The following is a 23197-nucleotide window of genomic DNA, read 5'->3' on the forward strand; positions in this document are numbered from 1 at the left end:
TCTCTTTTCTGTTCGGATACTGCTGTCTGACTTGCTTCATCGGATTGGCTGAGGGCTGGGACCCGGCCTACTCGAGGTTGGCGTGGCGCAGCCACAGTTCTTCGGCAGGCGTTGCGTCGTTGTCCCACAGCGACTGGAAAACCGCCTCCGTGACAACAAAGAGCACCTGCTCGAAGAGCGACCCGGCGTACTGCTGGGAAACACTCGAACCGTGGTCGGTCTTCTGCGCAGCGGGAATGACCACGAGCGCATCGGCGAGAGCCGCGAGCGGAGAGTCCGGGTTGGTCGTGAAGGCCGCAATACGAGCACCCACCTTCGCCGCCGTCTCCGCGGCCTTGACCACCCCCGACGTCGTGCCGGACCCAGAGGCCACCAAGAGCAGGTCGCCCGCACCGATGGCCGGAGTCGTGGTATCGCCCGCGACGTGGACGTTCATGCCCAGGTGCATGAGCCTCATGGCGGACATGCGGAGCACCAGCCCGCTCCTGCCGGCGCCGGCGACGAACACACGGCCGGGGCCCTCGAGGTAGCTCGCCAGGCGGGCCACCTGCTCCCCGTCGATCTTGGCCGCCGTATCGACGATCTCCTCCCTGACGAGGAACAGGCTGCGGACAATGTCACCTGCGGCGACGGTGGTACGCGTGGCTGTTGGATTCACGGTGTTGCCCCTTTCGTTTCGGTCCTCGGCCTTGAGCGGCCAACTGCATACCTTCCGGTTGACATCAATCATGTCGGGACGAAAGTGGGCGGGTAACGCTGTTTTCTGACGGTTCTGGCTACCCATTTGGATTGGTGCCAGTGGCATGGAGGTGCGGGTCAGATCGCGGAGCCGCTCCGGTCATCCGCCTGCGGGTCCCAGATCCGAGCTTGCTCGCCGCATCGCGTCACCCTACAATAGAAATACCCCTAGGGGTATCCAGATCCACTCTGACAAGGAGAATCCCATGTGCAGCCCCGTGACGTGCTCGACCTGCGGCAAGGTGACCTGGGCTGGCTGCGGCCAGCACGTTGACCAAGTCTTCGCGAACGTCCCTGAGGATCGCCGCTGCCCCGGCCACGACTCGGGCACCGGCTCGAACGCGAACGTCATCAACAAGCTGCTCTCCTTCCGGTGACGGGCCACGAGCCTGAGCAGCCCGCCTTCGGCGCACAACCAATCCTGACGCTCGCCAGCCAGACAGCGAAGCCCCTCAGCAGCCGCTGGTCGGTGCTGCGGATGTGGACGCGTACCCGCTGGGGCATCGGGGCAGCGGCGGCGGTCCTCGCCGCCGCTGCCCTGGTGTTTGCCAACGGCGCGTTCGCGGGCGCCGCCACGCCGGGCGCACTCTGGATCGGACTGCTCGTGCTCGCAGGCTCGGCAGCGATGGGGCTGCTCGTCGGCAGCCTCGTCGGAGCCCCCATCGGCGCGGAGGCCACGATGTGCGACCTCCGTGGCCCGCTTTTCGGCATGATGGGCCTGCTGCTGGCCACGACCCAGGGCAGCCAGAGCATGATCGTCCAGATGTTCGCGGGCCTGCCGCTCGACACGATCCATTTCGTGGTCCAGCCCACGGTGGGCCTCGCCGCCGTCGTGCTCATGACCGCAGCGCTCTCCGGGCGTCTCCGGCTCGAACGCAGCGCCATCGAGGATCCAGCGAACGCCGAAGCGTGCGCCACCTGCACGCCCCTGTTCCCGGGACGCACCCGCTAGCCGTGGCGGTCGTGCGCCCCTACAGCGCCTTGACCGCCGTGAGCACCTTGGTGAGCGACTCCTTTGCGTCGCCGAAGAGGAGCGTGGTCTGCGGCTCGTACAACAGGTCGTTCTCGATGCCCGCGAAACCGGGGCGCATGGACCGTTTGAGGAACACGACCTGCTTCGCGTCCCCGGCTTCGAGGATCGGCATGCCGTAGATCGGCGACCCGGGCGTGGACTTCGCGGCGGGATTCACGACGTCGTTGGCGCCCACCACGAGCGCGACGTCGGCCTGCTTGAACTCACCGTTGATCTCGCTCATCTCCTTGAGCGACTCGTAGGGCACATTCGCCTCGGCCAGCAGCACGTTCATGTGCCCGGGCATGCGTCCCGCCACAGGGTGGATGGCGAACTCGACGTCGACGCCGCGCGACTCAAGCGCCTGCGCGAGCTCCGCGGCGGTGTGCTGGCCTTGGGCGACCGCGAGCCCGTACCCCGGAACGATGATGACCTTCTGCGCGTACCCGAGAAGAACCGCGACATCCTCGGCGCTCGACGACCGCACGGGCCGGTCCGAGACGGCGGTGGAGCCCGCCGTCGAGCCCCCGCGGAACGCGCCGAACATGATGTGCGTGACGCTCCGGCCCATCGCGGCGGCCATGAGCCGGGTAAGGATCGTGCCGGACGCGCCCACGAGCGTACCGGCGACGACGAGCAGCACGTTGCCCAGCACGAGGCCGCTCGCAGCAACCGCGAGGCCCGTGAACGCGTTCAGGAGCGAGATGACGATCGGCACGTCCGCCCCGCCCACGGGCAGCACGAGCAGGACGCCGGCCACGAGGCCGAGCGCGAGAACCACCACGGCGAGCAGTGTGGACGCAGTCGAGAGGGGCAGCACGATCACCATCGCGGCGGCCACCACCGAGGCGAGCAGCACGGCGCCCATGAGCACGGGCAAGCCGAGGAACGTGACGGGCCGCGTGGTCATGAGCTCCTGGAGCTTGGCGAACGTGACGCCCGAGCCGGCGAAGGACACGGCCCCGATGAGCAGCGTGAACACGATCGCGAGCCGCACCCACGCGCCGTCAGGCATCTCCGAGTGCGGAAGCTCGAGGAGGGCTACGAGTGCGGCGGCCCCGCCGCCCACCCCGTTGAAGGCCGCGACCAGCTGCGGCATCTGGGTCATCTTGACGCGACGCGCCACGGGTGCCGCGATCGCCGCGCCCACCGCGATAGCAGCGAGGATCCACGGGAGATTGTCGAGCCGACTCGACAGGAACACGGTCACGAGGGCCACGGCGGCGCCGACCGCCCCGATCGCGTTGCCGCGCCGGGCGTGCTTGGGCGAGGACAGGCCCTTGAGGGCGAGGATGAAGCAGACGGCCGCGACGAGGTAGAGCAGGGCGGTCCAGGTCGGGTCGAGAATGGGCGCGGCGATCGTCACTTGCTCCCCTCCCCGGCCTTCGCCCCGGCGCCCTGCCCTTCGCCCGGCCGGCGCCCCTTGAACATCTCGAGCATGCGGTCGGTCACCACGAACCCGCCCACGAGGTTGGCGGTGGCGAGCACGACGGCGAGCAGCGCCACGGTGAGCACCCATCCGTTCTCCGCCTGGCCCGCCACCACAATCGCGCCGACGAGGATGATCCCGTGGATCGCGTTCGCCCCGGACATGAGCGGGGTATGCAGAATGCTGGACACCTTCGAGACCACCTCGAAGCCCACGAACACCGCGAAGACGAGGATCGTGAGCACCTCCACGCCGCCCATCAGCCTGCCCCTTCCTCGGTCTCGTCGATGGCGTTGCGCCGCTCCCCGGCCCGCGCGGCCTCCGTTGTCGTGGTGAGCGCCGCGAGCGCGTCGGCCGTCGGCGGGTGCCGCACCTCGCCGTCGTGCGTGAGGCACGACCCGGCGACCACCTCGTCGTCGAAATCGGGAAGGACGTCGCCGTCCTTTCCCGGCACGAGCAGCTCGATGAAGTTGGAGACGTTCTTCGCGTACAGGCGGGAGGCGTCCGCGGCCATGGCCGAGGCGGCGTCCTTGAGCCCGACGACGGTCACCTCGCCGGCGCGGTCCGCCGTCGCCACCGCGACGTCCTCGCCGGCCACCGAGCCCTCAACGTTTCCGCCCGACTCGGCCGCCATGTCCACCACGACGGAGCCCGGCCGCATGCCGGCGACCATCTCCCGCGTCACGAGCAGCGGGGCACGACGCCCGGGAACGGCGGCGGTAGTGATGAGCACGTCCGCGTCGGCGATGTGCGGGGCGAGGAGCCGGCGCTGGAGTGCACCGCGGTCCGCGCTGAGTTCGCGGGCATAGCCGCCGGCGCCCGCCGTGGCCTCCGCCGACTCCAAGTCCAGATGGATGAAGGTGCCTCCCATCGAGGCGACCTCATCCGCGGATGCCGGGCGGATGTCGTTGGCGGAGACGCGGGCGCCGAGGCGCTTGGCTGTGCCGATGGCCTGGAGACCGGCCACGCCTGCTCCGAGCACGAGCACCCTTGCGGGAGGAATGGTGCCGGCCGCCGTCATGTACAGGGGGAAGAAGCGCGGGAGACGGGTCGCGGCCTCGAGGACGCACCTGTACCCGGTCACGAGGGCCTGGGACGTGAGGGCGTCCATCGACTGGGCGCGGGAGATGCGCGGCACGAGCTCGAGCGCGAACGCCGTGATGCGCGCGTCGACGAGCGCACGAACGGTGGGCAGATCGGTGGACGGCGAGGCCAGGCCCACTGTCACCGCCCCGGCCCGCAGGCCCGCGGCCGTCGCGGGGTGCAGTGGCCGCACATGCGCCAGGAGGTCCACCGCGGCGAGGTCCAAGGCGGGGACCACCTCCGCCCCCGCGTCGGTGTAGGCGGCATCCGCATGGCCGGCTGCGACCCCCGCCCCCGACTCGATGGCCACCGACAGGCCCAGCCCGACCAGCTGCCGCACGGACTCCGGGGTCGCGGCCACGCGCTTCTCGCCGACCGGCCACTCTCTCGCGATGCCCACTCTCACGTGCGCCCTCCGCTCCGCGGCACACCCTTGGCCGCCCTGCGCCCGAGTCTATGCGCCGCCGCGCACACACGGGCAGACGCAACGCGAAGGGGAGGGGAAGCACTGCGCACATCCCCTCCTTCCGATCGAATCAGGCCGGCGCCCCGCCCGCCTGCCCGGAGTTGATGTTGACGAGCCACTCGATGCCGAAGCGGTCCGTCAGCATGCCGAAGGAGTCGCCCCACGGCGACTTCGCAAGGGGAACCGCAACGGCGGCGCCCTCGGCGAGCTTGTCCCAGTAGCCGCGCAGCTCGGCATCGTCGTCCCCGGAGAGGGAGACCGAGATGCTGCTGCTGCCCTGGGAGACAGGCATGCCCTCCGGCGCATCGGAGCCCATGAGCACGAGGCCATTGGGCGCGACGATCTGGCCGTGCATGACCTTGTCCGCATCGCCACCCGCTGCCGCCTCGGGCTGGAACTGGCCGTAGGTGCTGATGTTGAGGTCGCCGCCGAACACGGACTGGTAGAACGTCATCGCCTCACGGGCGTTGCCCGTGAAGTGCAGATAGGGGTTGAGGATGGTGGGCATGGTGATGGTCCTTTCCGGCTATGCGCCGCCGCCGGGCGTCGACTCGCCGGCGATGTTCACGAGCCATGCGATGCCGAACCTGTCGGTGAGCATCCCGAACGTGTCACCCCAGATGGCCTTCTCGAGCGGCATCGTCACGGCAGCGCCCTCGGCCAGCTTGTCCCAGTATCGGCGCAGCTCGTCCTCCGTTTCGGGGCCGCCCGAGAGCGAAATGGAGAAGCTGTTGTTCCCCCGGTCGAACTCCATGCGCGACGGCGTGTCCGAGCCCATGAGTGTGAAGCCGCTCGGGGTGGTGAGCTGGGAATGCATCACCAGCGACCCCTCGGACGGGTCCTGGGCCGCGTGGAGGTCGTCGAACGTGGAGATGGTCAGGTCTCCACCGAGCACCGACTGGTAGAAGGTCATGGCCTCGCGGGCGTTGTCCTTGAAGCTGATGTAGGGGTTCAGGGTGGCAGGCACAGCGACTCCTAGGGAAGTTCCTTGCTGACCCTCGCGAGCCTACGCCGAGCCACCGACACTTCTGAAGGCCCCGCGTGAAGCCGCTCAGCCCGCAAGCCTCTCGAGATGCGCGACGACCGCGGCCCGCTTGGGCGAGCGCGGCGGAAGGAGGCGGAGAGCGGTACGCCACGCCTCGGCGTCGTCCGCAGCCTCGGGCAGCCGCAGGTAGTGGAGCACCACGTCCACGGCCGCGCTGCCAACCACCGCTTCGCGCAGCGTCGCGGAGAGCTCGTCGCGCAGCTCGGTGATCGCTGGAGCCTCGGAGCGCGGCAGAAGCTGGCCGCCGTACGCGCCCAGAGCCTGCCGGTGCGACCCCCGTTCGAGCAGCGCGAGCGCAGTCATCGAGTCGACCTCGAGGCCCTCGACCCGGTACGGCCGCGAGCGCAGCGTGACCCCGACGCCAGCGGCGTCGAGGACCTTGCGGAGCCTGACCAGCTCCGCGCGCAGGGTCACGGGTGGCACGGGCTGAGCGTACAGCCGCTCGGCGAGCTCCTCTGCCGTGAGCCCTCGCGGGTGCCCTGCCAGGAGCACGAGGATCTCCGAGTGGCGCACGCTCAGGTTCAGGTCGCGGCCGCGGGAGCGCAGCACGCCCTGATCCCGGCCCGTCACGGCCAGCACGGCGCCGAGGGGGCTGCCAGGTCGCACCGCCCTCTGGGCCTGCTGAACGCCCTGCGGCGCCAGGCCGCGCAGCCGCTCCTCGGCCGCGGCGACCGTGGCTCGGAGCCACGGCAGGGCGTGCCCCGCAACCGCCTGCTCGCCCCCCGTTATGTCGACGACGCCGATCGCCTCGCCCGTCCGCGGATCCCGGATGGGCATCGCGGTGCAGGAGAAGGCCTCGACGAGCGGGCTGAAGTGCTCGGCACCGCGGATCTGGACGGCGGAACCGGCTGCGAGCGCGGTTCCCGGCGCGGACGTGCCGACGCTGGACTCGGACCAGTCGGCGCCCTCGAGGAACGCCATGGACTCCGCGCGGCGCCGCACGCTCGAGTCTCCGCCGAGCCAGAGGAGCCTGCTGCTCGCGTCCCCGACCGCCACGAGGATGCCCGCGTCCCGCGCGGGCTCGACCAGAAGCTGGTCGATCACCGGCATGACCGGAGCCAAGGGGTGGCCCGTGCGATAGTCGCAGAGCTCGCCCTTATCCAGAATGCTCGTCACCACCGCGTCCTCGCGGCGTCCGTGCGCGGCAAGCGAGCGCCGCCACGAATCTGCAACGATGTCGCTCACCACCCACTCCTTCATGTGTGCCGTGGCTCACAAGTGTACGCGCCCCGCCTCGCAACGCCTGCGGGAAAGGTTGCGTGGGCGTTGCACAGGCAGCGCGGCCCGGTCTCAGGCCGTGCGTGCCGTGTGGTCCACGACGAGGGCCTGGGCCGCGACCTCGCGGATCTCCATGATCATCCTGCGCACCGAATCCAGAGTGGGCAGATCCTTCAGGTCGGCGAGGACGTCCCCGTCGGGGCCCATGAGGCGCAGTCGATACCCGCCGTTGCGACGCGGGTCTTGGAGGACTTCGAAGGTGGGGCCCATCATTCACCAATCGGTCGGCAGATCTCATCCGCGCGAATGTGACACTCCCAGTCTCAATCAGGCGGCCTGTCCCGACCAAGGCCAAAGGACCCTAACCGTCATGTTACGCAGGCCACTAGCCCCCCGCGATCGACTGGATGACGAGCACCTCCTCGCCCGCGGCAACGGGCGTTGCGAGGCCACCTCCGCGGCGCACGTCCTCACCGGCAACGTACACGTTGACATGGCGCCGCAGCTCGCCCCGCTCGTCACGCAGCCGGCGGCCCAGCACGGGGAATTGGCGGGCGACGGCGTCGAGCGCCTCGCCCGCGGACCTCACCGACCCGTCCGGCAGCTCGAACATGGTGCGTCCATCGCTCGCTGGCGCGAGGACGGAGGGGACGATCACGGTGACCGGCATGCTAGGCTAGCTCGGCGCCGTCGTGCGTCAGGACCGCAGCACGCACACAGAGGACATCCGGCAGGTGGGCGGTCACCTCCTGGAACGTCTCGCCCTCGTCGGCACTCGCGTAGACGGAGCCGCCTCGCGTACCGAAGTAAACCCCCACCGGCTCGGCGGTGTCCACGGACGCGGCGTCGCGCAGCACCGTGTTCCAGTCCGGCTCCGAAATGCCGCTATCGAGAGGGCGCCAGGTCGTGCCGGCGTCGTCGGTGCGGTGGACCGCGAGATGGCCGCCCGGGGCCACGCGTTCCCAGTCGGAGACAAGCGGAATCACCCAGGCTGTCCCCCCACGCCGAGGATGGGTGAGCATCACGAAGCCGAAGTCGGCGGGGAGGCCATCCGCGATCGACACCCAGGTGTCGCCGCTGTCATCGCTCCGGTAGACCCCACGGTGGTTCTGCGCGTACAGCCGGCCGTCCACATCCGCCGCGATCTTGTGGACGCACTGGCCCACCTCGGGGTCCGGGTTGGGGAGGAAATAGGCCGATATGCCGCGGTTTCGCGCGGTCCAGCTCGCGCCGGCGTCCGTACTGCGGTAGACGCCGCCCGCGCTGATCGCCAGATGCACGAGGTTGTCGTCCACAGGATCCGGCACGATCGTGTGGACCGCCGCCCCACCTGCACCCGGGCCCCACTGCTCCTTGTCCGGATGCTCCCAGAGGGCCCGGTTCAGCTCGAATGTCTCGCCGCCGTCGGTCGACTTCCAGATCGAGATCGGCTCAGCGCCGAGCCAGACGACGCCGGCTCGGCTCTCGGTGTCGGGCCGGATCTGCCAGATGCGCTCGACGGCGGCATCCGTCGCCTCAGGAAAGACCACCGAACCCTGTTCCGGCTCGGTCCACGTGGCACCGAGGTCATCGGAATGGGCCACCGTTGGCCCGAAGTGCTCGGACCGGACACCGACCAGGATTCGGATGCGGCCCCCACGGGTGTCGATCGCAATCGACGGGATCTCCTGCATCAGGAACTGCGGGACGCCAACCGTCCAGGTCCTGCGGTCGTCGCTTGTGGCGAGCCACAGGCCCTTCTTGGTGCCGATTGCCAGAAGGACGCTGGGTGAAGTCATGGGCTCCATTCGACGACACACGCAGGAAGGCGTCAATGCTAGGCAGCACCGGACGAACCCGGTACTGTTCTCGACAAGTCCACAAGGGCACTCGGAATCTTGACAGCATCCGACATGTCGGATCATCCCGATTGGCCCGTGGCACCTGAGCTGCCCCGGAGCGCGCACCCCCCCAATTGCGCGCTCCGGGGCTCCTTTTTGCCCGCCACGCCGGTCCTAGGGCCGAACGGCTGTGGTTGTTAAATGTCAGGACCCCCGGCCGTGTGGTCGGGGGTCCTGGAATGGTTGTCCGGCGGTCCTGAGTTTGGTCATTTGCTTAGTGCCTGAGATTTCCCGGTGGTGAGGGCGTCGATGATGGCCTGCCGGTCGGGGTCGATGTGGGGCGCGATGGTCTGGGTGGTGCCGTTGGAGGCGACGGTGGCTGAGCGCAGGGGCCTGAGCTGGCGGACGATGTTGCGGATCGCGAGGCCGGTGCGGGTCTGGGCCTCGCGGGAGACTGCGAGGGCGGTGAAGACGATGGTCAGGTGGGCCTCGATCGCGTCGCGGGTGCGGACGAACATGGGTCGCGCGGCGAGGTCGGTCTTGGACATCCGGAAGGACTGCTCGACATGCCAGAGCTCGTGGTACGAGGCGATGACCTCGCCGGCGGGCATGAGGTGCGCGGGGATGTTGGTCACGTAGCCCTTGAGCCCGACCAGGCGGCGGGCGCGGGCCAGGGCGGCTTCGTCCAGGGTGTGCCCGTCGCCGCTGGTCTTGACGAACCGCGGGGCGCGGGCGGCCTTCTCGCCGGCGATGACCGCCCGGGCGCGGTCCTCCTGCAGTGTCAGGGTCTTGCCGTCCCGCACGGCCCGCTTGGCCGAGTAGGCCCACACGGCCCGCCAGGAGCCGGGGTGCGTCTCGGGGTCCCAGACGGGTTCGGCGCGCAGGAGCTCGTTGTTCTCGCTGCGCCGGCCGGTCCTGGGCGTGATGGTGTCGATGACCTGCGCGTCGGTGAACGCGTCGCCGTGCCAGCGGAAGTGGGAGGCCAGGTCCAGCGGGGCCTTGACGGCGCGGGAGCCGACGATGAAGCGCAGGCCCGCCTCCTCGAGCGCGGTGAGGTTGGCCGCGGAGAGCATGCCGGCGTCGGCGACCACGACCATGTCCCCGATGCCATGCCTGTCCTGGAACTGCTTCACGATCGGGATGATCGTGGTCTGCTCGGCCCTGTTGCCCTCGTAGCAGCCGATCTCCAGCGGGAACCCTTCCCGGTCCACGAGCAGGCCGACGACGATCTGCGGGTCGACCCGGCGTTCCTTGGAGTAGCCGACCTTCCGCAGCCCGTCTTCCTTCTCGGCCTCGAAGTACAGGGTCGTCACGTCGTACAGGCACAGCGAGACATCGCCGCTGGCCGCGGCGTGCTCGAAGCACGCCCTGGCGATCTGGTCCCGGTAGCTGCCCCTGTGCGCGCGGGACAGGGTGCGCCGCATCGTCTTCTCGCTCGCCGGCGCACGCCCAGGTCGCCCAGCACGCGGGCGGTGTCCAGGATGGAGGTCGGCTCCACGATCCGGGCGACCACCAGGTCCCGGAACACCTCGTCGGCGAGGGCGTCGAAGCCGAGGTCGTCGAACACCGCCGCGAGCGTGTCGAAGAGGACCCGTGAGGCGGTGGCGACCACCCGTGGCGGGGCAACCGCCGATCGCCCTGGCACCGCTGTCCCCGGGTTCTCGAAGAGCGCCGGCTCCCCGGGCGGGCCGATCAGCGCAGTCCTGGGCGCAGCAGGGGCCAGGCCCAAGTCGAGCTCGCCCTGGCCGGGGTCGTCCAGCAGCTCCCGCGCCCGCTCGACTAGGAGCCCGAGCTCAGCCTCGGTATGGGCCGAGCCGACGTGGGCCACGATCCGCCGCCGCCCGTCGACGGACTCGGCGATCTGCACGGCCGTCGCCCCGGAGGCCGTCCGAACCCGCCGAATCCATGCCACAGCCACCACAGTAGAGCACCAATTAGTGCCTCAGAACCGCCCCCGCGACAGCGTTACCGCAGGTCAGAAGCCAGTCCGTCGCCGGAATGCGACCAAGTGACCAAACTCAGGCCGAACGGCTGTGGTTGTTAAATGTCAGGACCCCCGGCCGTGTGGTCGGGGGTCCTGGAATGGTTGTCCGGCGGTGTCCTACTCTCCCACACCCTGGCGGGTGCAGTACCATCGGCGCTGTGGGTCTTAGCTTCCGGGTTCGGGATGGGTCCGGGCGTTTCCCCCACGCTGTGGCCGCCGTAACCCTTTGTCCCGTCCCCCGGGGTGGGGGTGGGAAGCTGTGGTCACGGTTGTTGTCCGTGGATCTGTGTTCGGTTGTGGTTGCGGTGCCCGTGACGCCCCGGTGTGGGGTGGGGTTTGTTGTCTGGGGACCGTATGGTGGACGCGGGGCATTGTTGGTTCTTGCCACCACCGGGTGGGTGGTGTGTGTTGAGGTTGTCGGCCTATTAGTACCGGTCGGCTTCGACAGTCTTCAGTCCTGTCTTCCACGTCCGGCCTATCAACCCAGTGGTCTGCTGGGGGCCTCTCGCCCTTGCGGGCATGGAGATCTCATCTTGAAGTGGGCTTCCCGCTTAGATGCTTTCAGCGGTTATCCCTTCCGAACGTAGCCAACCAGCCGTGCACCTGGCGGTACAACTGGCACACCAGAGGTTCGTCCGTCCCGGTCCTCTCGTACTGGGGACAGCCCTTCTCAGATCTCCTGCGCGCGCAGCGGATAGGGACCGAACTGTCTCACGACGTTCTAAACCCAGCTCGCGTACCGCTTTAATGGGCGAACAGCCCAACCCTTGGGACCTACTCCAGCCCCAGGATGCGACGAGCCGACATCGAGGTGCCAAACCATGCCGTCGATATGGACTCTTGGGCAAGATCAGCCTGTTATCCCCGAGGTACCTTTTATCCGTTGAGCGACGGCCCTTCCACGAGGTGCCGCCGGATCACTAGTCCCGACTTTCGTCCCTGCTCGAGATGTCTCTCTCACAGTCAAGCCCCCTTGTGCACTTGCACTCGCCACCTGGTTGCCGACCAGGCTGAGGGGACCTTTGGGCGCCTCCGTTACTCTTTGGGAGGCAACCGCCCCAGTTAAACTACCCGTCAGGCACTGTCCCTGGCCCGGATCACGGGCCGAGGTTGAGGTGTCCAAAGCGACCAGAGTGGTATTTCAACGATGACTCCGCCGCCACTGGCGTGACGGCCTCACAGTCTCCCACCTATCCTACACAAGCCGCTCCGAACACCAATACCAAACTGTAGTGAAGGTCTCGGGGTCTTTCCGTCCTGCTGCGCGTAACGAGCATCTTTACTCGTAGTGCAATTTCGCCGAGTTCACGGTCGAGACAGCGGGGAAGTCGTTACTCCATTCGTGCAGGTCGGAACTTACCCGACAAGGAATTTCGCTACCTTAGGATGGTTATAGTTACCACCGCCGTTTACTGGGGCTTGAATTCTCCGCTTCGCTCGTGAGAGCTGACGGGTCCTCTTAACCTTCCAGCACCGGGCAGGAGTCAGTCCGTATACATCGTCTTGCGACTTCGCACGGACCTGTGTTTTTAGTAAACAGTCGCTTCCCCCTGGTCTCTGCGACCCCGACCCCCTCCCACCGGCGCGCGGTGTTCAGGGTTGGGGTCCCCCTTCTCCCGAAGTTACGGGGGCATTTTGCCGAGTTCCTTGACCGTGATTCTCTCGATCGCCTTGGTATTCTCTACCTGATCACCTGTGTCGGTTTGGGGTACGGGCGGCTGGGACCTCGCGTCGATGCTTTTCTCGGCAGCATAGGATCACCCGATCCCCCCGCGAGGGGGTCCCGTCGGATCTCAGGCCTGATGCGCGGCGGATTTGCCGGCCGCGCGCCCTACATCCTTGGACCAGGTCAACCATCGCCTGGCCGGGCTGCCTTCCTGCGTCACACCTGTTAATACGCTTGCCTCGCAGCTCCGGGTCCCGCGCGCGCCCCCCGGTACAGGTCCCGAAGGACCCATGGTGGGGGGATTGGGCGGTCAGCATCGGCTGTCCGGCATGGGCGGTCCTTCGCCGGTACGGGAATATCGACCCGTTGTCCATCGACTACGCCTGTCGGCCTCGCCTTAGGTCCCGACTTACCCAGGGCAGATGAGCTTGACCCTGGAACCCTTGATCATCCGGCGGACGGGTTTCCCACCCGTCTTTCGCTACTCATGCCTGCATTCTCACTCGTGCGGCCTCCACCCCTCGATCACTCGGGGGCTTCACTGCCCGCACGACGCTCCCCTACCCAGCCCCACCCCTGAACCACGAAGGCTAGGGCACACATGGGACTGCCACGGCTTCGGCGGTGTGCTTGAGCCCCGCTACATTGTCGGCGCGGAATCACTTGACCAGTGAGCTATTACGCACTCTTTCAAGGGTGGCTGCTTCTAAGCCAACCTCCTGGTTGTCTGGGCAACTCCACATCCTTTCCCACTTAGCACACGCTTGGGGGCCTTAGCCGGTGGTCTGGGCTGTTTCCCTCTCGACTACGAAGCTTATCCCCCGCAGTCTCACTGCTGCGCTCTCACTTGCCGGCATTCGGAGTTTGGCTGACGTCAGTAACCTTGTGGGGCCCATCGGCCATCCAGTAGCTCTACCTCCGGCAAGAAACACGCAACGCTGCACCTAAATGCATTTCGGGGAGAACCAGCTATCACGGAGTTTGATTGGCCTTTCACCCCTACCCACAGCTCATCCCCTCCATTTTCAACTGAAGTGGGTTCGGTCCTCCACGACGTCTTACCGTCGCTTCAACCTGGCCATGGGTAGATCACTCCGCTTCGGGTCCAGACCACGCCACTGAACGCCCTGTTCAGACTCGCTTTCGCTACGGCTCCCCCACACGGGTTAACCTCGCGACGTGGCACTGACTCGCAGGCTCATTCTTCAAAAGGCACGCCATCACAGGAACAAGGCCTGCTCTGACGGTTTGTAGGCGCACGGTTTCAGGTACTGTTTCACTCCCCTCCCGGGGTACTTTTCACCTTTCCCTCACGGTACTTGTCCGCTATCGGTCATCGGGTAGTATTCAGGCTTATCAGGTGGTCCTGACAGATTCACACGGGATTCCTCGGGCCCCGTGCTACTCGGGCACCTCCCCAGGGCTGCGACAGGCGTTCCGGCTACGGGACTCACACCCTCTCCGGCCGGCCGTTCAAGACCGTTCGCCTACACCACCGCAACACCCCCGACCACCGGCAGATGATCGAAAGGAAGGCCCCACAACCCCATGCGCGCAACCCCTGCCGGGTATCACACGCGCACAGTTTGGCCTCGTCCGCGTTCGCTCGCCACTACTGACGGAATCACTCTTGTTTTCTCTTCCTGCGGGTACTGAGATGTTTCACTTCCCCGCGTTCCCCCCACACCGTCTATGCGTTCAACGGCGGGTCACCGCATCAAGTGCGGCGGGGTTTCCCCATTCGGACACCCTGGGATCACAGTCCGGTTATCGACTCCCCCAGGCTTATCGCAGATTCCCACGTCCTTCATCGGCTCCCGATGCCAAGGCATCCACCGTGCGCCCTTGGAAACTTCAACACAACAAAGACCAAGGACACACAACCACACGGCACGCCAGAGCGCCCGTGCGTGTACGTCCTACAACTCGAAAAACGAGATTGCTAGATGCTCGCGTCCACTATACAGTTCTCAAACAACAACCCCCACAGCCCCCACACGCACCGCCGCGAAGCGGCACGCCGGGAGAAGGCGGGCACCACACGCCCCACCCACCGCCCCGCCCCGCCGCACAGGCAGGACAGGAACAGCAAGACAGGGCGCGGGGACGCTTGTTGTCCCAGGACCCAACAGTGTGCCAAGGACCCCACCCCCACCGCAAAACCACGGCCCCACCGCTTTCCAGCCCCCCCACAGGGGAGGCGTACTCACGAAGGGCCGCACCGCACGGGGCACGGGCCACAGAATCGCCGATGTTCCACCCACGAGCACCCGCCGGAGAACACATGTCTCCGCAGCGGGGCTGCCATCCCCCCGGGCACCGGGCAGCCATGCGGCCGCCGGCACCACCACCGGGGGGTGCAATGCTCCTTAGAAAGGAGGTGATCCAGCCGCACCTTCCGGTACGGCTACCTTGTTACGACTTAGTCCCAATCGCCAGTCCCACCTTCGACGGCTCCCCCCCACAAGGGGTTGGGCCACCGGCTTCGGGTGTTACCGACTTTCGTGACTTGACGGGCGGTGTGTACAAGGCCCGGGAACGTATTCACCGCAGCGTTGCTGATCTGCGATTACTAGCGACTCCGACTTCATGGGGTCGAGTTGCAGACCCCAATCCGAACTGAGACCGGCTTTCTGGGATTGGCTCCACCTCACAGTATCGCAACCCTTTGTACCGGCCATTGTAGCATGCGTGAAGCCCAAGACATAAGGGGCATGATGATTTGACGTCGTCCCCACCTTCCTCCGAGTTGACCCCGGCAGTCTCCCATGAGTCCCCACCCGAAGTGCTGGCAACATGGAACGAGGGTTGCGCTCGTTGCGGGACTTAACCCAACATCTCACGACACGAGCTGACGACAACCATGCACCACCTGTGAACCGGCCCCGAAGGGAGGCCCCATCTCTGGGACGGTCCGGCACATGTCAAGCCTTGGTAAGGTTCTTCGCGTTGCATCGAATTAATCCGCATGCTCCGCCGCTTGTGCGGGCCCCCGTCAATTCCTTTGAGTTTTAGCCTTGCGGCCGTACTCCCCAGGCGGGGCACTTAATGCGTTAGCTGCGGCGCGGAAACCGTGGAATGGCCCCCACACCTAGTGCCCAACGTTTACGGCATGGACTACCAGGGTATCTAATCCTGTTCGCTCCCCATGCTTTCGCTCCTCAGCGTCAGTTACAGCCCAGAGACCTGCCTTCGCCATCGGTGTTCCTCCTGATATCTGCGCATTTCACCGCTACACCAGGAATTCCAGTCTCCCCTACTGCACTCCAGCCTGCCCGTACCCACTGCAGACCCGGGGTTGAGCCCCGGGCTTTCACAGCAGACGCGACAAACCGCCTACGAGCTCTTTACGCCCAATAATTCCGGATAACGCTCGCGCCCTACGTATTACCGCGGCTGCTGGCACGTAGTTAGCCGGCGCTTCTTCTGCAGGTACCCTCACTCACGCTTGTTCCCTGCTGAAAGGGGTTTACAACCCGAAGGCCGTCATCCCCCACGCGGCGTCGCTGCATCAGGCTTCCGCCCATTGTGCAATATTCCCCACTGCTGCCTCCCGTAGGAGTCTGGGCCGTGTCTCAGTCCCAGTGTGGCCGGTCACCCTCTCAGGCCGGCTACCCGTCGTCGCCTTGGTAGGCCATCACCCCACCAACAAGCTGATAGGCCGCGAGCCCATCCAAGACCGCACAAGGCTTTCCACCCCCCACCATGCGGCAGGAGGTCCTATCCGGTATTAGACCCAGTTTCCCAGGCTTATCCCAGAGTCAAGGGCAGGTTGCTCACGTGTTACTCACCCGTTCGCCACTAATCCACCCCGAAGGGCATCATCGTCCGACTTGCATGTGTTAAGCACGCCGCCAGCGTTCATCCTGAGCCAGGATCAAACTCTCCGTCAAAAAACACGCCAACCAGAAACCCCAGGAAAATGAGGCCACCAGCCAGCAGAAAATGATCCGGCATCAAACACCCAGCCACGCACACAGGGGCGCACGCAACCAGGCAACTGATAACCAAAAAAATGGCATCAACAAAACTTGGCACACTATTGAGTTCTCAAACAACAAACACCCGCAGGTAACACCCCCGGCCCATCCAGACCGTTCGCTTCCCCGCGGCAACGAGGTTCTACTCTACCCTTTCGAGTTCATTCTGTCCAATTCTCGATTTCTCGACATGGGCGATGAACTCGCTCTGATTCCTACCATCCGGGCGCACCAAGGTGCGGCCGTTCCGGCCGGATTCTCAGGGGTTTGGCCGCCGTTCCGTCCGCGTTTCCGCGGCCGCTCCCGGCGACTCAGAAAACAATACCGGGATCAGGGCGGCCAGCCAAATCCCAGCGCTGTGCCTTCGGCCACATGCGTCCACGGACATGTGGGGTGATACCCCTAGGGGGTACTTGACGCATACCCCTCTCGGGTATAGCTTCGGGGCATGGAGAACGTCGTTGACTTCAACGTCCACCCGGGGCCGCCCTATGGCTACACCGCGGACAAGGACGCCTACCTTCGCCGCCTTAGGCGCATCGAGGGCCAGGTGCGCGGCATTGCGCGCATGGTGGAGGAGGACAAGTACTGCATCGACATCCTCACGCAGGTCGCTGCGGTGACCAAGGCCCTCCATGCCGTGAGCCTCGGCCTCGTCGAGGAGCACATAGGGCATTGTGTGGTCGGTGCAGCCAACGAGCCCGATCCCTCCAAACGAGCTGACGAGATCGATGCCAAGGTCAAGGAGGCCACAGATGCCATCGGACGACTGCTGCGGTAGCGACTGCTGCGGAGGCAGCGGTCCTCAGGCCATCACCATCCAGAACGCCCATCCAAGGAGCACCGCCATGACCCACTTCACCACGACCGTGCACGTCGATGGGATGACCTGCGGCCACTGCGTCGCCTCGGTCACCGAGGAGATCGAGGCACTCGACGGCGTTGAGGGCGTGTCGATCGACCTCAACGCCGGGGGCCTCTCCGAGGTGACCATCAGCTCGGACCGCAAGCTCAAGCACGAGTCCATCAGCGAGGCCGTCGCGGAGGCGGGCTACGTCATGGTGGACAACAACGCCTAAGTCCATGGACCTGCGCACCCCAGTCCAGCTCCCCCGGATTGTCGAACTCGACATCGAGGGCATGACCTGCGCCTCGTGCGTCAATCGCATCGAGCGCAAGCTCGGCAAGATCGACGGCGTGCATGCGTCCGTCAACCTCCCCCTTGAGTCGGCGCGCGTCGAGGTGCCGTCCGGCGTCACGGACGAGCAGTTGCTCGCCACCGTCACCGCCGCGGGCTACACGGCCCGGGTCAAGGACGCCGACCGCCGCAGCGGCGGGATGAACGCCGACGGCGACCCGGCGCCGTCGTCAGCACACCCCAGCGAGGTACCGGAGGCAACACCTGAACCCCGGCCGGTGGACTCGCCGGTGAGGCGCACGGCGGCGGACCGGCTGCTGCCCAGGCTTGCGGTGGCCGCCGCGCTGACGATCCCGGTCGTGCTCATTTCCATGGTGCCCGCCGCACAGTTCGGCAACTGGGGCTGGTGGGTCGCGGCGCTCACTCTGCCCGTCGCGACGTGGTCGGCGTGGCCCTTCCACCGAGTCGCGGCGGTCAACGCGAGGCATGGGGCCTCAACGATGGACACCCTCGTCTCGATCGGAGTCGCGGCCGCGTATCTGTACTCGGTGGTAGAACTCCTGCTCGACCCGCGTATGACGGAGCACCCGGGCATGGATATGGGCGGCGCCGCGCTCTACTTCGAAACCGCCGCCGTGGTGACGACCTTCCTACTGCTCGGGCGCTGGCTCGAGGCCCGGGCGAAGGCCCGAGCCGGCGATGCGCTACGTGCTCTTCTGGACCGGGGCGCGAAGCGCGCGACACTGCTGCGGGACGGGATGGAGCGCGAAATCCCGGCTGACCAGCTCGTCCCCGGCGACCTCTTCGTGGTGAGGCCCGGCGAGAAGATCGCGACCGACGGCGTGGTGCGTTCGGGCGCATCTGCCGTCGACGCGTCGCTGATCACCGGCGAGTCCGTGCCGGTCGAGGTCACCGTCGGCTCCGCCGTGACGGGCGCAACCGTCAACACGTCCGGGAGACTCGTGGTTGAGGCGACCCGGGTCGGCTCCGACACCACACTTGCCGCAATGGCCCGGCTCGTCTCGGAGGCGCAGACCGGCAAGGCACCCATTGCCCGGCTGGCAGACCGGATCAGCGGCGTGTTCGTTCCCGTAGTCCTCGTCCTCGCCGCTGTGACGTTCTTGCTCTGGCTCGTGCTCAGCGGATCCCTGCCGGCCGCGTTCACCGCGGCGGTCGCGGTGCTCGTCATCGCGTGCCCGTGCGCGCTCGGACTCGCCACCCCCGTAGGGCTGCTCGCGGGCAGCGGACGCGGCTCGCAGCTGGGCATCCTCATCCGCGGTCCGCAGGTCCTCGAGGACACCCGGGGTGTGGACACGATCGTGCTGGACAAGACCGGCACGGTGACCACTGGGCGCCTCGCGCTGGACTCGGTCGACACATTCGGGCCCTGGGACCGGGACGCGCTCCTCCGGCTCGCCGGCGCCGTGGAGGCTGCCAGCGAGCACCCGCTCGCCCGGGCGATTGCCGCCGCAGTTCCTACTGCGGCACCCGCGGCCACGCAGGCCGCCGCTGCCCACTCGGCTCACGCGGTCTCGCACGACGGCGGGACCCTGGCTGACGTTGCCGGCTTCCGGTCCGCTCCCGGCGGCGGTGTGGAGGGAACGGTCGAGGGGCACCTCGTGCTCGTCGGACGGACCGATTGGATCACCGAGCGCGCCGCCGCCCCGGACGATGCCCAGGCCGCGCGGTTCGCCGAGCGGGAGGCGGGCGGGTCCACCGCCGTATGGGTCGCCGTCGACGGCCGGATTGCCGGGATACTCAGCCTGCGGGACACCGTGAAACAGGGCTCAGCAGCTGGGATCGCGCGGCTCAAGAACCTCGGGCTGCGGCCAGTGCTCATCACCGGAGACAACGCCGCCGTCGCCACGCGCGTCGCGGCGGAGGTCGGAATCGCGCCGGAAGACGTCCAGGCCGGCGTGCGGCCCGAGGGCAAGGTCGAGGCGGTCAAGCGCCTACAGGCTGCCGGCGCAAGGGTGGCGATGGCCGGCGACGGCGTCAATGACGCACCCGCACTCGCCCAGGCAGACCTCGGCATCGCCATGGGTTCCGGCACGGACGTGGCACGCGAGGCCGCCGAGCTCACGGTCATGGGTGACGACCTCGGTCAGGTGGCCACCGCGATCGAGCTTTCCCGGCGCACCCTGAAGATCATCAAGCAGAACCTGTTCTGGGCGTTCTTCTACAACACGATCGGCATCCCCGTCGCGGCGCTCGGGCTCCTGAACCCCATGCTCGCAGGTGCAGCGATGGCGGCGAGCTCCGTCCTCGTTGTCACCAACTCGCTGCGGCTCACCCGGTTCCACCGCTAGCGCCACCTTCTCGGGTACGCAAACCCCCGCCCACCGCTGTTCCGGGAGCGTCAGCTCTACCGCACGCCCATCTCGGGAACGCGCCATCGCGCCCACCGCAGGCTCGGGCGCGCACGACGTCGGCCAAGGGTCCTCATCCGTGCGGGACACCCACCGTCCCGCGTACCCGAGAGGACCCACGGCGCGGCCTCGCGTACCCGAGACGGGAATCAGGCGGTGCCGAAGCGGACCTCCGCGCGGGCCTTGGCCTTGGCAGCCTCGGCCTCGCGATTGCGCGGCGGAGCAGTCGTGACCAGATCTTCGAGGAGGTGCCCGGTGATGTGCGCGATCTCCGCGACGGCCCGGTTGAAGGCCTCCTCATTGGCCTTGGACGGGTGCGTGCTGCCGCTCACCTTGCGGACGTACTGCAGGGCGGCGGCGTGTACCTCCTCGTTCGTGGCGTGCGGCTCGAAGTTGTGCAGGACCTTGATGTTGCGGCACATGCCCACAAGGCTACGCGGGCCGCTCCGCGATGGGCAGGGCCCCCGTGGCCAGGTCCACGGCGGGGAGGGCCTCGGGGGCAGAATCGAGGATCATGCCCTCGCCCTGCACGGCGGGAGCCCGGAGCTCATCGGCGCGAACCATGACGACGCCGCCGACGATCAGAGCCCCGCCGAAGAACTGCATCGGGCCCGGGACATCTCCGATCAGGATCCACGAGGCGATCACCGAGAACAGCACCTCGGTCAGGGAGACGAAGCTCGCGACCTTGGATCCAAGCCGCTGCGTGCCGATGATCCCCAGCGTGTACGCGACAACGGCGGCCACGAGCGTGATGCCCGCGAGCGGCACGATCCAGGAAACCTCGCCGCCGAACAGCTCGACGCCGGCGAACGTCGCGCTCACGGGCAAGAGCCCGACGACCGCGAGCACCGCGAGCGTCAGCGCGCCGAACAGCATCCCGCCGGCCACAGTCACGAACGGCGGCAGGACGCCGTCAGACTTCGCGGAGAGCACGAAGTACACCGCGAGGCAGACCGCCGCGCCGACACCCCACAGGACCCCGACAGGGTCGACCCGCTGAGCGCTCAGGAGATCGAGCACGAGCGCGAGACCCAGCATGGCGACGACAGTGCCGATCATCGTGAGGGTCCCGGGGCGACGCCGCGAGCGCGCCCACACCCAGCCCACGAGGATGATCGGCGCGAGGTACTCGAGCATGAGCGCGACCGGAGGGCTCATCCGCGCCACGGCGTTGAAGTAGAAGAACTGGCACATCGCGATCGCAACAGCACCGTACCCGGCCATGAGGGCCACGCCGCCGCGGAGCCTGCCCCACTGCCCGCGCATCATCCACGCTGCGGGGACGACCATGATGAGCGCCGCCAGGCCGATCCGCGCGCCGACCACAGCACCCGGGGTCCAGCCTGCCTCGAGGAGGGACTTGCCCAGCGCCCCGGAGCTCCCGAAAGTCGCGGCGGACAGGACAGCGTAGACGAGTCCGGATGCGGACCGGTTTCGGGACAGCGTGGACAGCACGGGGCACCTCCCAAGGGGTCGTGTCATGGGTCAAACATGGGTATGGTAATGACAGTACGGCCCCCACACGTCAGGAGTCAACATGATCTTCGCCCATGACACCGAGGTGGCGCTCCGCAGCGTGGTCAACCTCGTCAACACGGTCGATCCCCTGGACCCCGAGGGCGGCGAGCAGCTCGCCACAGTCGCCGACCTGGACCGCTTCCTCGACGAGGAGGAGTTCACGGGCTCCCGCACGCACGACGCCGCGGAGCTGGCTGCCGTGCGCACGCTGCGGTCTCGCCTGAGGGGCCTGTGGGACGCGACCGAGGACGAGGCCGTGGAGCTCGTCAACGCGCTCCTGCGCGAGGCCCACGCCCTGCCGCAGCTCGTCAAGCACGACCACTGGGACTGGCACCTCCACGCGACCACGCCCGAGGCACCGCTTGCCGAGCGCATGGGCACCGAGGCGGCCATGGCATTCGTGGACGTCATCCGGGCGCAGGAGGGAGACCGGCTGCGGATCTGCGCGGCCGAGGACTGCGGGGCGGTGCTGATCGACCTGTCGAAGAACAGGTCCAAGAGGTACTGCGACACCGGGAACTGCGCCAACCGCGCCCACGTGCGCGCCTACCGGGAGCGCAAGGCGGCAAGCTGACGGCTACGCCCGCGCCGGCAGCCGGCGTCGCGCGAGCACGTCTGGCTGGGGCTCAGGCCTTGGCGCCGGGACCCTCGCCGTCTGCTTTGCCTTCGGAGGTCGGGGCGTCATCCTCGGGGGAACCGCCGGCCTGCGGCTCCGCGCCGCCCTCCTCCTCGGCCGACTGCCCAGTCTGCCGCGGCCGCTTGACACGGTCCTCCGAGCGGAGGTTCACGCCGTCGCCGTGGCCGAGGTGCTCGGCGTTCTCCTTGTAGCTCATCGACATCATCGCGGCGAAGACCAGGCACACGATGAACGCGATCCCGAATGCGGCGAACGCGAGGTCGTAGCGGAGCCCGTTGGCGGTGCCTCCGGATGCTGCGAACAGCACCACGACAAAGGCGATCGCGCCGAAGAATGCGGAGAACATCAGCGGGCCCTTGATCCCGACACGGGGGCCACGCGGCGAATCAGACATGGGCCCTCCTCAGGCGTCCGGGGGAAGAAGATGTGCTTCTACGCGGGGTAGAACACATCGATTCTAGGCCACCGGACCGGCGGCGGCGGAATCGTGCCTCAGGCTCAGGCCCGCGATCGCCAGCAGGACGCCCGTGATGATGGCCGCGCCACCCGCCACTCCGAGGAGCGCGTGCGCCCCCATGCCGGCGAAGAACGGCACCAGGATCGCGGCGCCGAGATGCACGACGCCGGTGATCACCTCGTCGCGCGAGAGCGGGCTCCGGCCTCGGCCGGCGACTCCGCCGACAAGGTCCGAGATCCCGGTCAGGGCGAGCGCGATGGCGGCGCCCGCACCGATGACCACGGTGTCCGGGGCCGCGACGAGTCCAAGCCCGATCGCCGCTGCGAGGCCATAGGCCGCTGAGACGGTCGCCCGGACGCCACCGGAGGGACGGCCAGCCGGATCCGCGGTGCGTGCCTGGCGTCGCAGCAGCCACGTGCGGGCCACCGCGAGCCCCACGAAGTACCCCGCGAGGCAGCACGCCGCCCCGAACGCTGTCGGCGCCCCCCAGAACACCGTCACGGCACCGAACGCGAGGGCCACCGCGGCGCGGAGCAGCAGGGGAGGGGCGAGCACGCGCCGTCGCGCGTCGGGGGCCGATGCGGCGGCAGCCTCGGCCGAGGGCGGGGTGGAGGGGGTCTCAGGCACGCGTCAA

20 protein-coding genes, 3 rRNA genes and 1 pseudogene are annotated in these 23197 nt (G+C 67.5%); 6 read left to right on the top strand and 18 right to left on the bottom strand.

Annotated elements, in window-relative coordinates:
* Window positions 1-67: 67 nt before the first annotated feature.
* Entirely contained in the window at window positions 68-616 is a 549-nt protein-coding gene (hxlB, locus tag SCMU_RS20215) for a 6-phospho-3-hexuloisomerase (protein ID WP_443020355.1), read from the bottom strand.
* Window positions 617-944: 328 nt separating this feature from the next.
* Between hxlB and SCMU_RS20220 the strand changes: the two genes are divergently transcribed.
* Both SCMU_RS20220 and SCMU_RS20225 read left to right on the top strand, forming a co-directional pair.
* Window positions 945-1115 carry a DUF8730 family Cys-rich protein gene (locus SCMU_RS20220; protein WP_229230860.1) on the top strand — a complete coding sequence of 57 codons (171 nt, stop codon included), beginning with the start codon at window positions 945-947 and terminating at the stop codon, window positions 1113-1115.
* Window positions 1112-1690 (top strand): hypothetical protein, encoded by a 579-nt coding sequence (locus SCMU_RS20225; RefSeq protein ID WP_229230861.1) that lies wholly within the window; start codon window positions 1112-1114, stop codon window positions 1688-1690. Before SCMU_RS20220 ends, SCMU_RS20225 begins: the two co-directional genes overlap by 4 nt.
* Before the next feature lie 19 nt (window positions 1691-1709).
* Here the strand turns inward: SCMU_RS20225 and SCMU_RS20230 are convergent, their stop codons facing one another.
* From SCMU_RS20230 to SCMU_RS20290, 13 genes and pseudogenes are all read right to left on the bottom strand, one after another.
* Window positions 1710-3116 carry an NAD(P)(+) transhydrogenase (Re/Si-specific) subunit beta gene (locus SCMU_RS20230; protein WP_229230862.1) on the bottom strand — a complete coding sequence of 469 codons (1407 nt, stop codon included), beginning with the start codon at window positions 3114-3116 and terminating at the stop codon, window positions 1710-1712.
* Window positions 3113-3439 carry an NAD(P) transhydrogenase subunit alpha part 2 gene (locus SCMU_RS20235; protein WP_229230863.1) on the bottom strand — a complete coding sequence of 109 codons (327 nt, stop codon included), beginning with the start codon at window positions 3437-3439 and terminating at the stop codon, window positions 3113-3115. Before SCMU_RS20235 ends, SCMU_RS20230 begins: the two co-directional genes overlap by 4 nt.
* Window positions 3439-4668: a Re/Si-specific NAD(P)(+) transhydrogenase subunit alpha gene (locus SCMU_RS20240; RefSeq protein WP_443020186.1), complete on the bottom strand. Its 1230-nt coding sequence runs from the start codon at window positions 4666-4668 to the stop codon at window positions 3439-3441. The genes SCMU_RS20235 and SCMU_RS20240 overlap by 1 nt, the downstream gene beginning before the upstream one ends.
* 130 nt (window positions 4669-4798) lie before the next feature.
* Entirely contained in the window at window positions 4799-5236 is a 438-nt protein-coding gene (locus tag SCMU_RS20245; RefSeq protein ID WP_229230865.1) for a VOC family protein, read from the bottom strand.
* An 18-nt stretch (window positions 5237-5254) separates the two neighbouring features.
* The gene (locus SCMU_RS20250; RefSeq protein WP_229230866.1) at window positions 5255-5695 is read right to left on the bottom strand and encodes a VOC family protein; all 441 of its coding nucleotides are present in this window, start codon (window positions 5693-5695) and stop codon (window positions 5255-5257) included.
* Window positions 5696-5779: 84 nt separating this feature from the next.
* A complete protein-coding gene (locus SCMU_RS20255; RefSeq protein ID WP_229230867.1) occupies window positions 5780-6958 on the bottom strand; it encodes a sigma-54-dependent transcriptional regulator family protein in 1179 nt (392 codons plus the stop codon).
* 105 nt (window positions 6959-7063) lie between these two features.
* Window positions 7064-7264, bottom strand: coding sequence for a hypothetical protein (locus SCMU_RS20260; RefSeq protein WP_229230868.1), 201 nt, complete (start codon window positions 7262-7264; stop codon window positions 7064-7066).
* Between the two features lie 112 nt (window positions 7265-7376).
* Complete coding sequence (locus tag SCMU_RS20265; protein ID WP_229230869.1) at window positions 7377-7661, bottom strand: MoaD/ThiS family protein; 285 nt, start codon at window positions 7659-7661, stop codon at window positions 7377-7379.
* Window position 7662: 1 nt separating this feature from the next.
* Entirely contained in the window at window positions 7663-8769 is a 1107-nt protein-coding gene (locus SCMU_RS20270) for a WD40/YVTN/BNR-like repeat-containing protein (RefSeq protein ID WP_229230870.1), read from the bottom strand.
* 308 nt (window positions 8770-9077) lie between these two features.
* A pseudogene (locus SCMU_RS20275) lies at window positions 9078-10723 on the bottom strand (IS1634 family transposase).
* Between the two features lie 176 nt (window positions 10724-10899).
* A 5S ribosomal RNA gene (gene rrf / locus SCMU_RS20280) occupies window positions 10900-11016 on the bottom strand.
* Between the two features lie 184 nt (window positions 11017-11200).
* A 23S ribosomal RNA gene (locus tag SCMU_RS20285) occupies window positions 11201-14320 on the bottom strand.
* A gap of 514 nt (window positions 14321-14834) precedes the next feature.
* Window positions 14835-16354 (bottom strand): 16S ribosomal RNA (locus tag SCMU_RS20290).
* The 16S, 23S and 5S rRNA genes sit together here, the layout of an rRNA operon.
* A gap of 535 nt (window positions 16355-16889) precedes the next feature.
* Between SCMU_RS20290 and SCMU_RS20295 the strand changes: the two genes are divergently transcribed.
* The 3 genes from SCMU_RS20295 to SCMU_RS20305 all read left to right on the top strand — a co-directional run bounded on the left by SCMU_RS20295 (window position 16890) and on the right by SCMU_RS20305 (window position 19888).
* A complete protein-coding gene (locus SCMU_RS20295; protein ID WP_229230871.1) occupies window positions 16890-17222 on the top strand; it encodes a metal-sensitive transcriptional regulator in 333 nt (110 codons plus the stop codon).
* Between the two features lie 67 nt (window positions 17223-17289).
* Entirely contained in the window at window positions 17290-17520 is a 231-nt protein-coding gene (locus SCMU_RS20300) for a heavy-metal-associated domain-containing protein (protein ID WP_229230872.1), read from the top strand.
* Between the two features lie 4 nt (window positions 17521-17524).
* On the top strand, window positions 17525-19888 hold the full coding sequence (locus SCMU_RS20305) for a heavy metal translocating P-type ATPase (protein ID WP_229230873.1): 2364 nt from the start codon (window positions 17525-17527) through the stop codon (window positions 19886-19888).
* Between the two features lie 209 nt (window positions 19889-20097).
* On the opposite strand, the gene SCMU_RS20310 is transcribed toward SCMU_RS20305, so the two are convergent.
* Both SCMU_RS20310 and SCMU_RS20315 read right to left on the bottom strand, forming a co-directional pair.
* A complete protein-coding gene (locus tag SCMU_RS20310) occupies window positions 20098-20370 on the bottom strand; it encodes a DUF2277 domain-containing protein (protein WP_229230874.1) in 273 nt (90 codons plus the stop codon).
* Between the two features lie 10 nt (window positions 20371-20380).
* Window positions 20381-21433 carry an EamA family transporter gene (locus SCMU_RS20315; RefSeq protein ID WP_229230875.1) on the bottom strand — a complete coding sequence of 351 codons (1053 nt, stop codon included), beginning with the start codon at window positions 21431-21433 and terminating at the stop codon, window positions 20381-20383.
* A gap of 55 nt (window positions 21434-21488) precedes the next feature.
* Here SCMU_RS20315 and SCMU_RS20320 point away from each other — a divergent pair, with 55 nt between their 5' ends.
* The gene (locus SCMU_RS20320; protein WP_229230876.1) at window positions 21489-22043 is read left to right on the top strand and encodes a CGNR zinc finger domain-containing protein; all 555 of its coding nucleotides are present in this window, start codon (window positions 21489-21491) and stop codon (window positions 22041-22043) included.
* Between the two features lie 52 nt (window positions 22044-22095).
* Here SCMU_RS20320 and SCMU_RS20325 read toward each other — a convergent pair whose 3' ends face one another.
* Together SCMU_RS20325 and SCMU_RS20330 are read right to left on the bottom strand one after the other, a co-directional pair.
* Entirely contained in the window at window positions 22096-22500 is a 405-nt protein-coding gene (locus SCMU_RS20325; RefSeq protein WP_229230877.1) for a hypothetical protein, read from the bottom strand.
* Between the two features lie 63 nt (window positions 22501-22563).
* Window positions 22564-23190, bottom strand: a complete 627-nt coding sequence (locus tag SCMU_RS20330; protein ID WP_229230878.1) for a hypothetical protein — start codon at window positions 23188-23190, stop codon at window positions 22564-22566.
* Between the last annotated feature and the right edge of the window lie 7 nt (window positions 23191-23197).

It is taken from the genome of Sinomonas cyclohexanicum, from assembly GCF_020886775.1.
GTDB classification, from domain to species: Bacteria; Actinomycetota; Actinomycetes; order Actinomycetales; family Micrococcaceae; genus Sinomonas; species Sinomonas cyclohexanicum.

Bases quoted from the DNA above. Each gene is read 5' to 3' on its own strand.
- SCMU_RS20220 (WP_229230860.1), top strand. From the start codon at position 945: ATGTGCAGCCCCGTGACGTGCTCGACCTGCGGCAAGGTGACCTGGGCT.
- SCMU_RS20235 (WP_229230863.1), bottom strand. From the start codon at position 3,439: ATGGGCGGCGTGGAGGTGCTCACGATCCTCGTCTTCGCGGTGTTCGTG.
- SCMU_RS20245 (WP_229230865.1), bottom strand. From the start codon at position 5,236: ATGCCCACCATCCTCAACCCCTATCTGCACTTCACGGGCAACGCCCGT.
- SCMU_RS20260 (WP_229230868.1), bottom strand. From the start codon at position 7,264: ATGATGGGCCCCACCTTCGAAGTCCTCCAAGACCCGCGTCGCAACGGC.
- SCMU_RS20265 (WP_229230869.1), bottom strand. From the start codon at position 7,661: ATGCCGGTCACCGTGATCGTCCCCTCCGTCCTCGCGCCAGCGAGCGAT.
- SCMU_RS20270 (WP_229230870.1), bottom strand. From the start codon at position 8,769: ATGACTTCACCCAGCGTCCTTCTGGCAATCGGCACCAAGAAGGGCCTG.
- SCMU_RS20295 (WP_229230871.1), top strand. From the start codon at position 16,890: ATGGAGAACGTCGTTGACTTCAACGTCCACCCGGGGCCGCCCTATGGC.
- SCMU_RS20300 (WP_229230872.1), top strand. From the start codon at position 17,290: ATGACCCACTTCACCACGACCGTGCACGTCGATGGGATGACCTGCGGC.
- SCMU_RS20305 (WP_229230873.1), top strand. From the start codon at position 17,525: ATGGACCTGCGCACCCCAGTCCAGCTCCCCCGGATTGTCGAACTCGAC.
- SCMU_RS20310 (WP_229230874.1), bottom strand. From the start codon at position 20,370: ATGTGCCGCAACATCAAGGTCCTGCACAACTTCGAGCCGCACGCCACG.
- SCMU_RS20315 (WP_229230875.1), bottom strand. From the start codon at position 21,433: ATGACACGACCCCTTGGGAGGTGCCCCGTGCTGTCCACGCTGTCCCGA.
- SCMU_RS20320 (WP_229230876.1), top strand. From the start codon at position 21,489: ATGATCTTCGCCCATGACACCGAGGTGGCGCTCCGCAGCGTGGTCAAC.
- SCMU_RS20325 (WP_229230877.1), bottom strand. From the start codon at position 22,500: ATGTCTGATTCGCCGCGTGGCCCCCGTGTCGGGATCAAGGGCCCGCTG.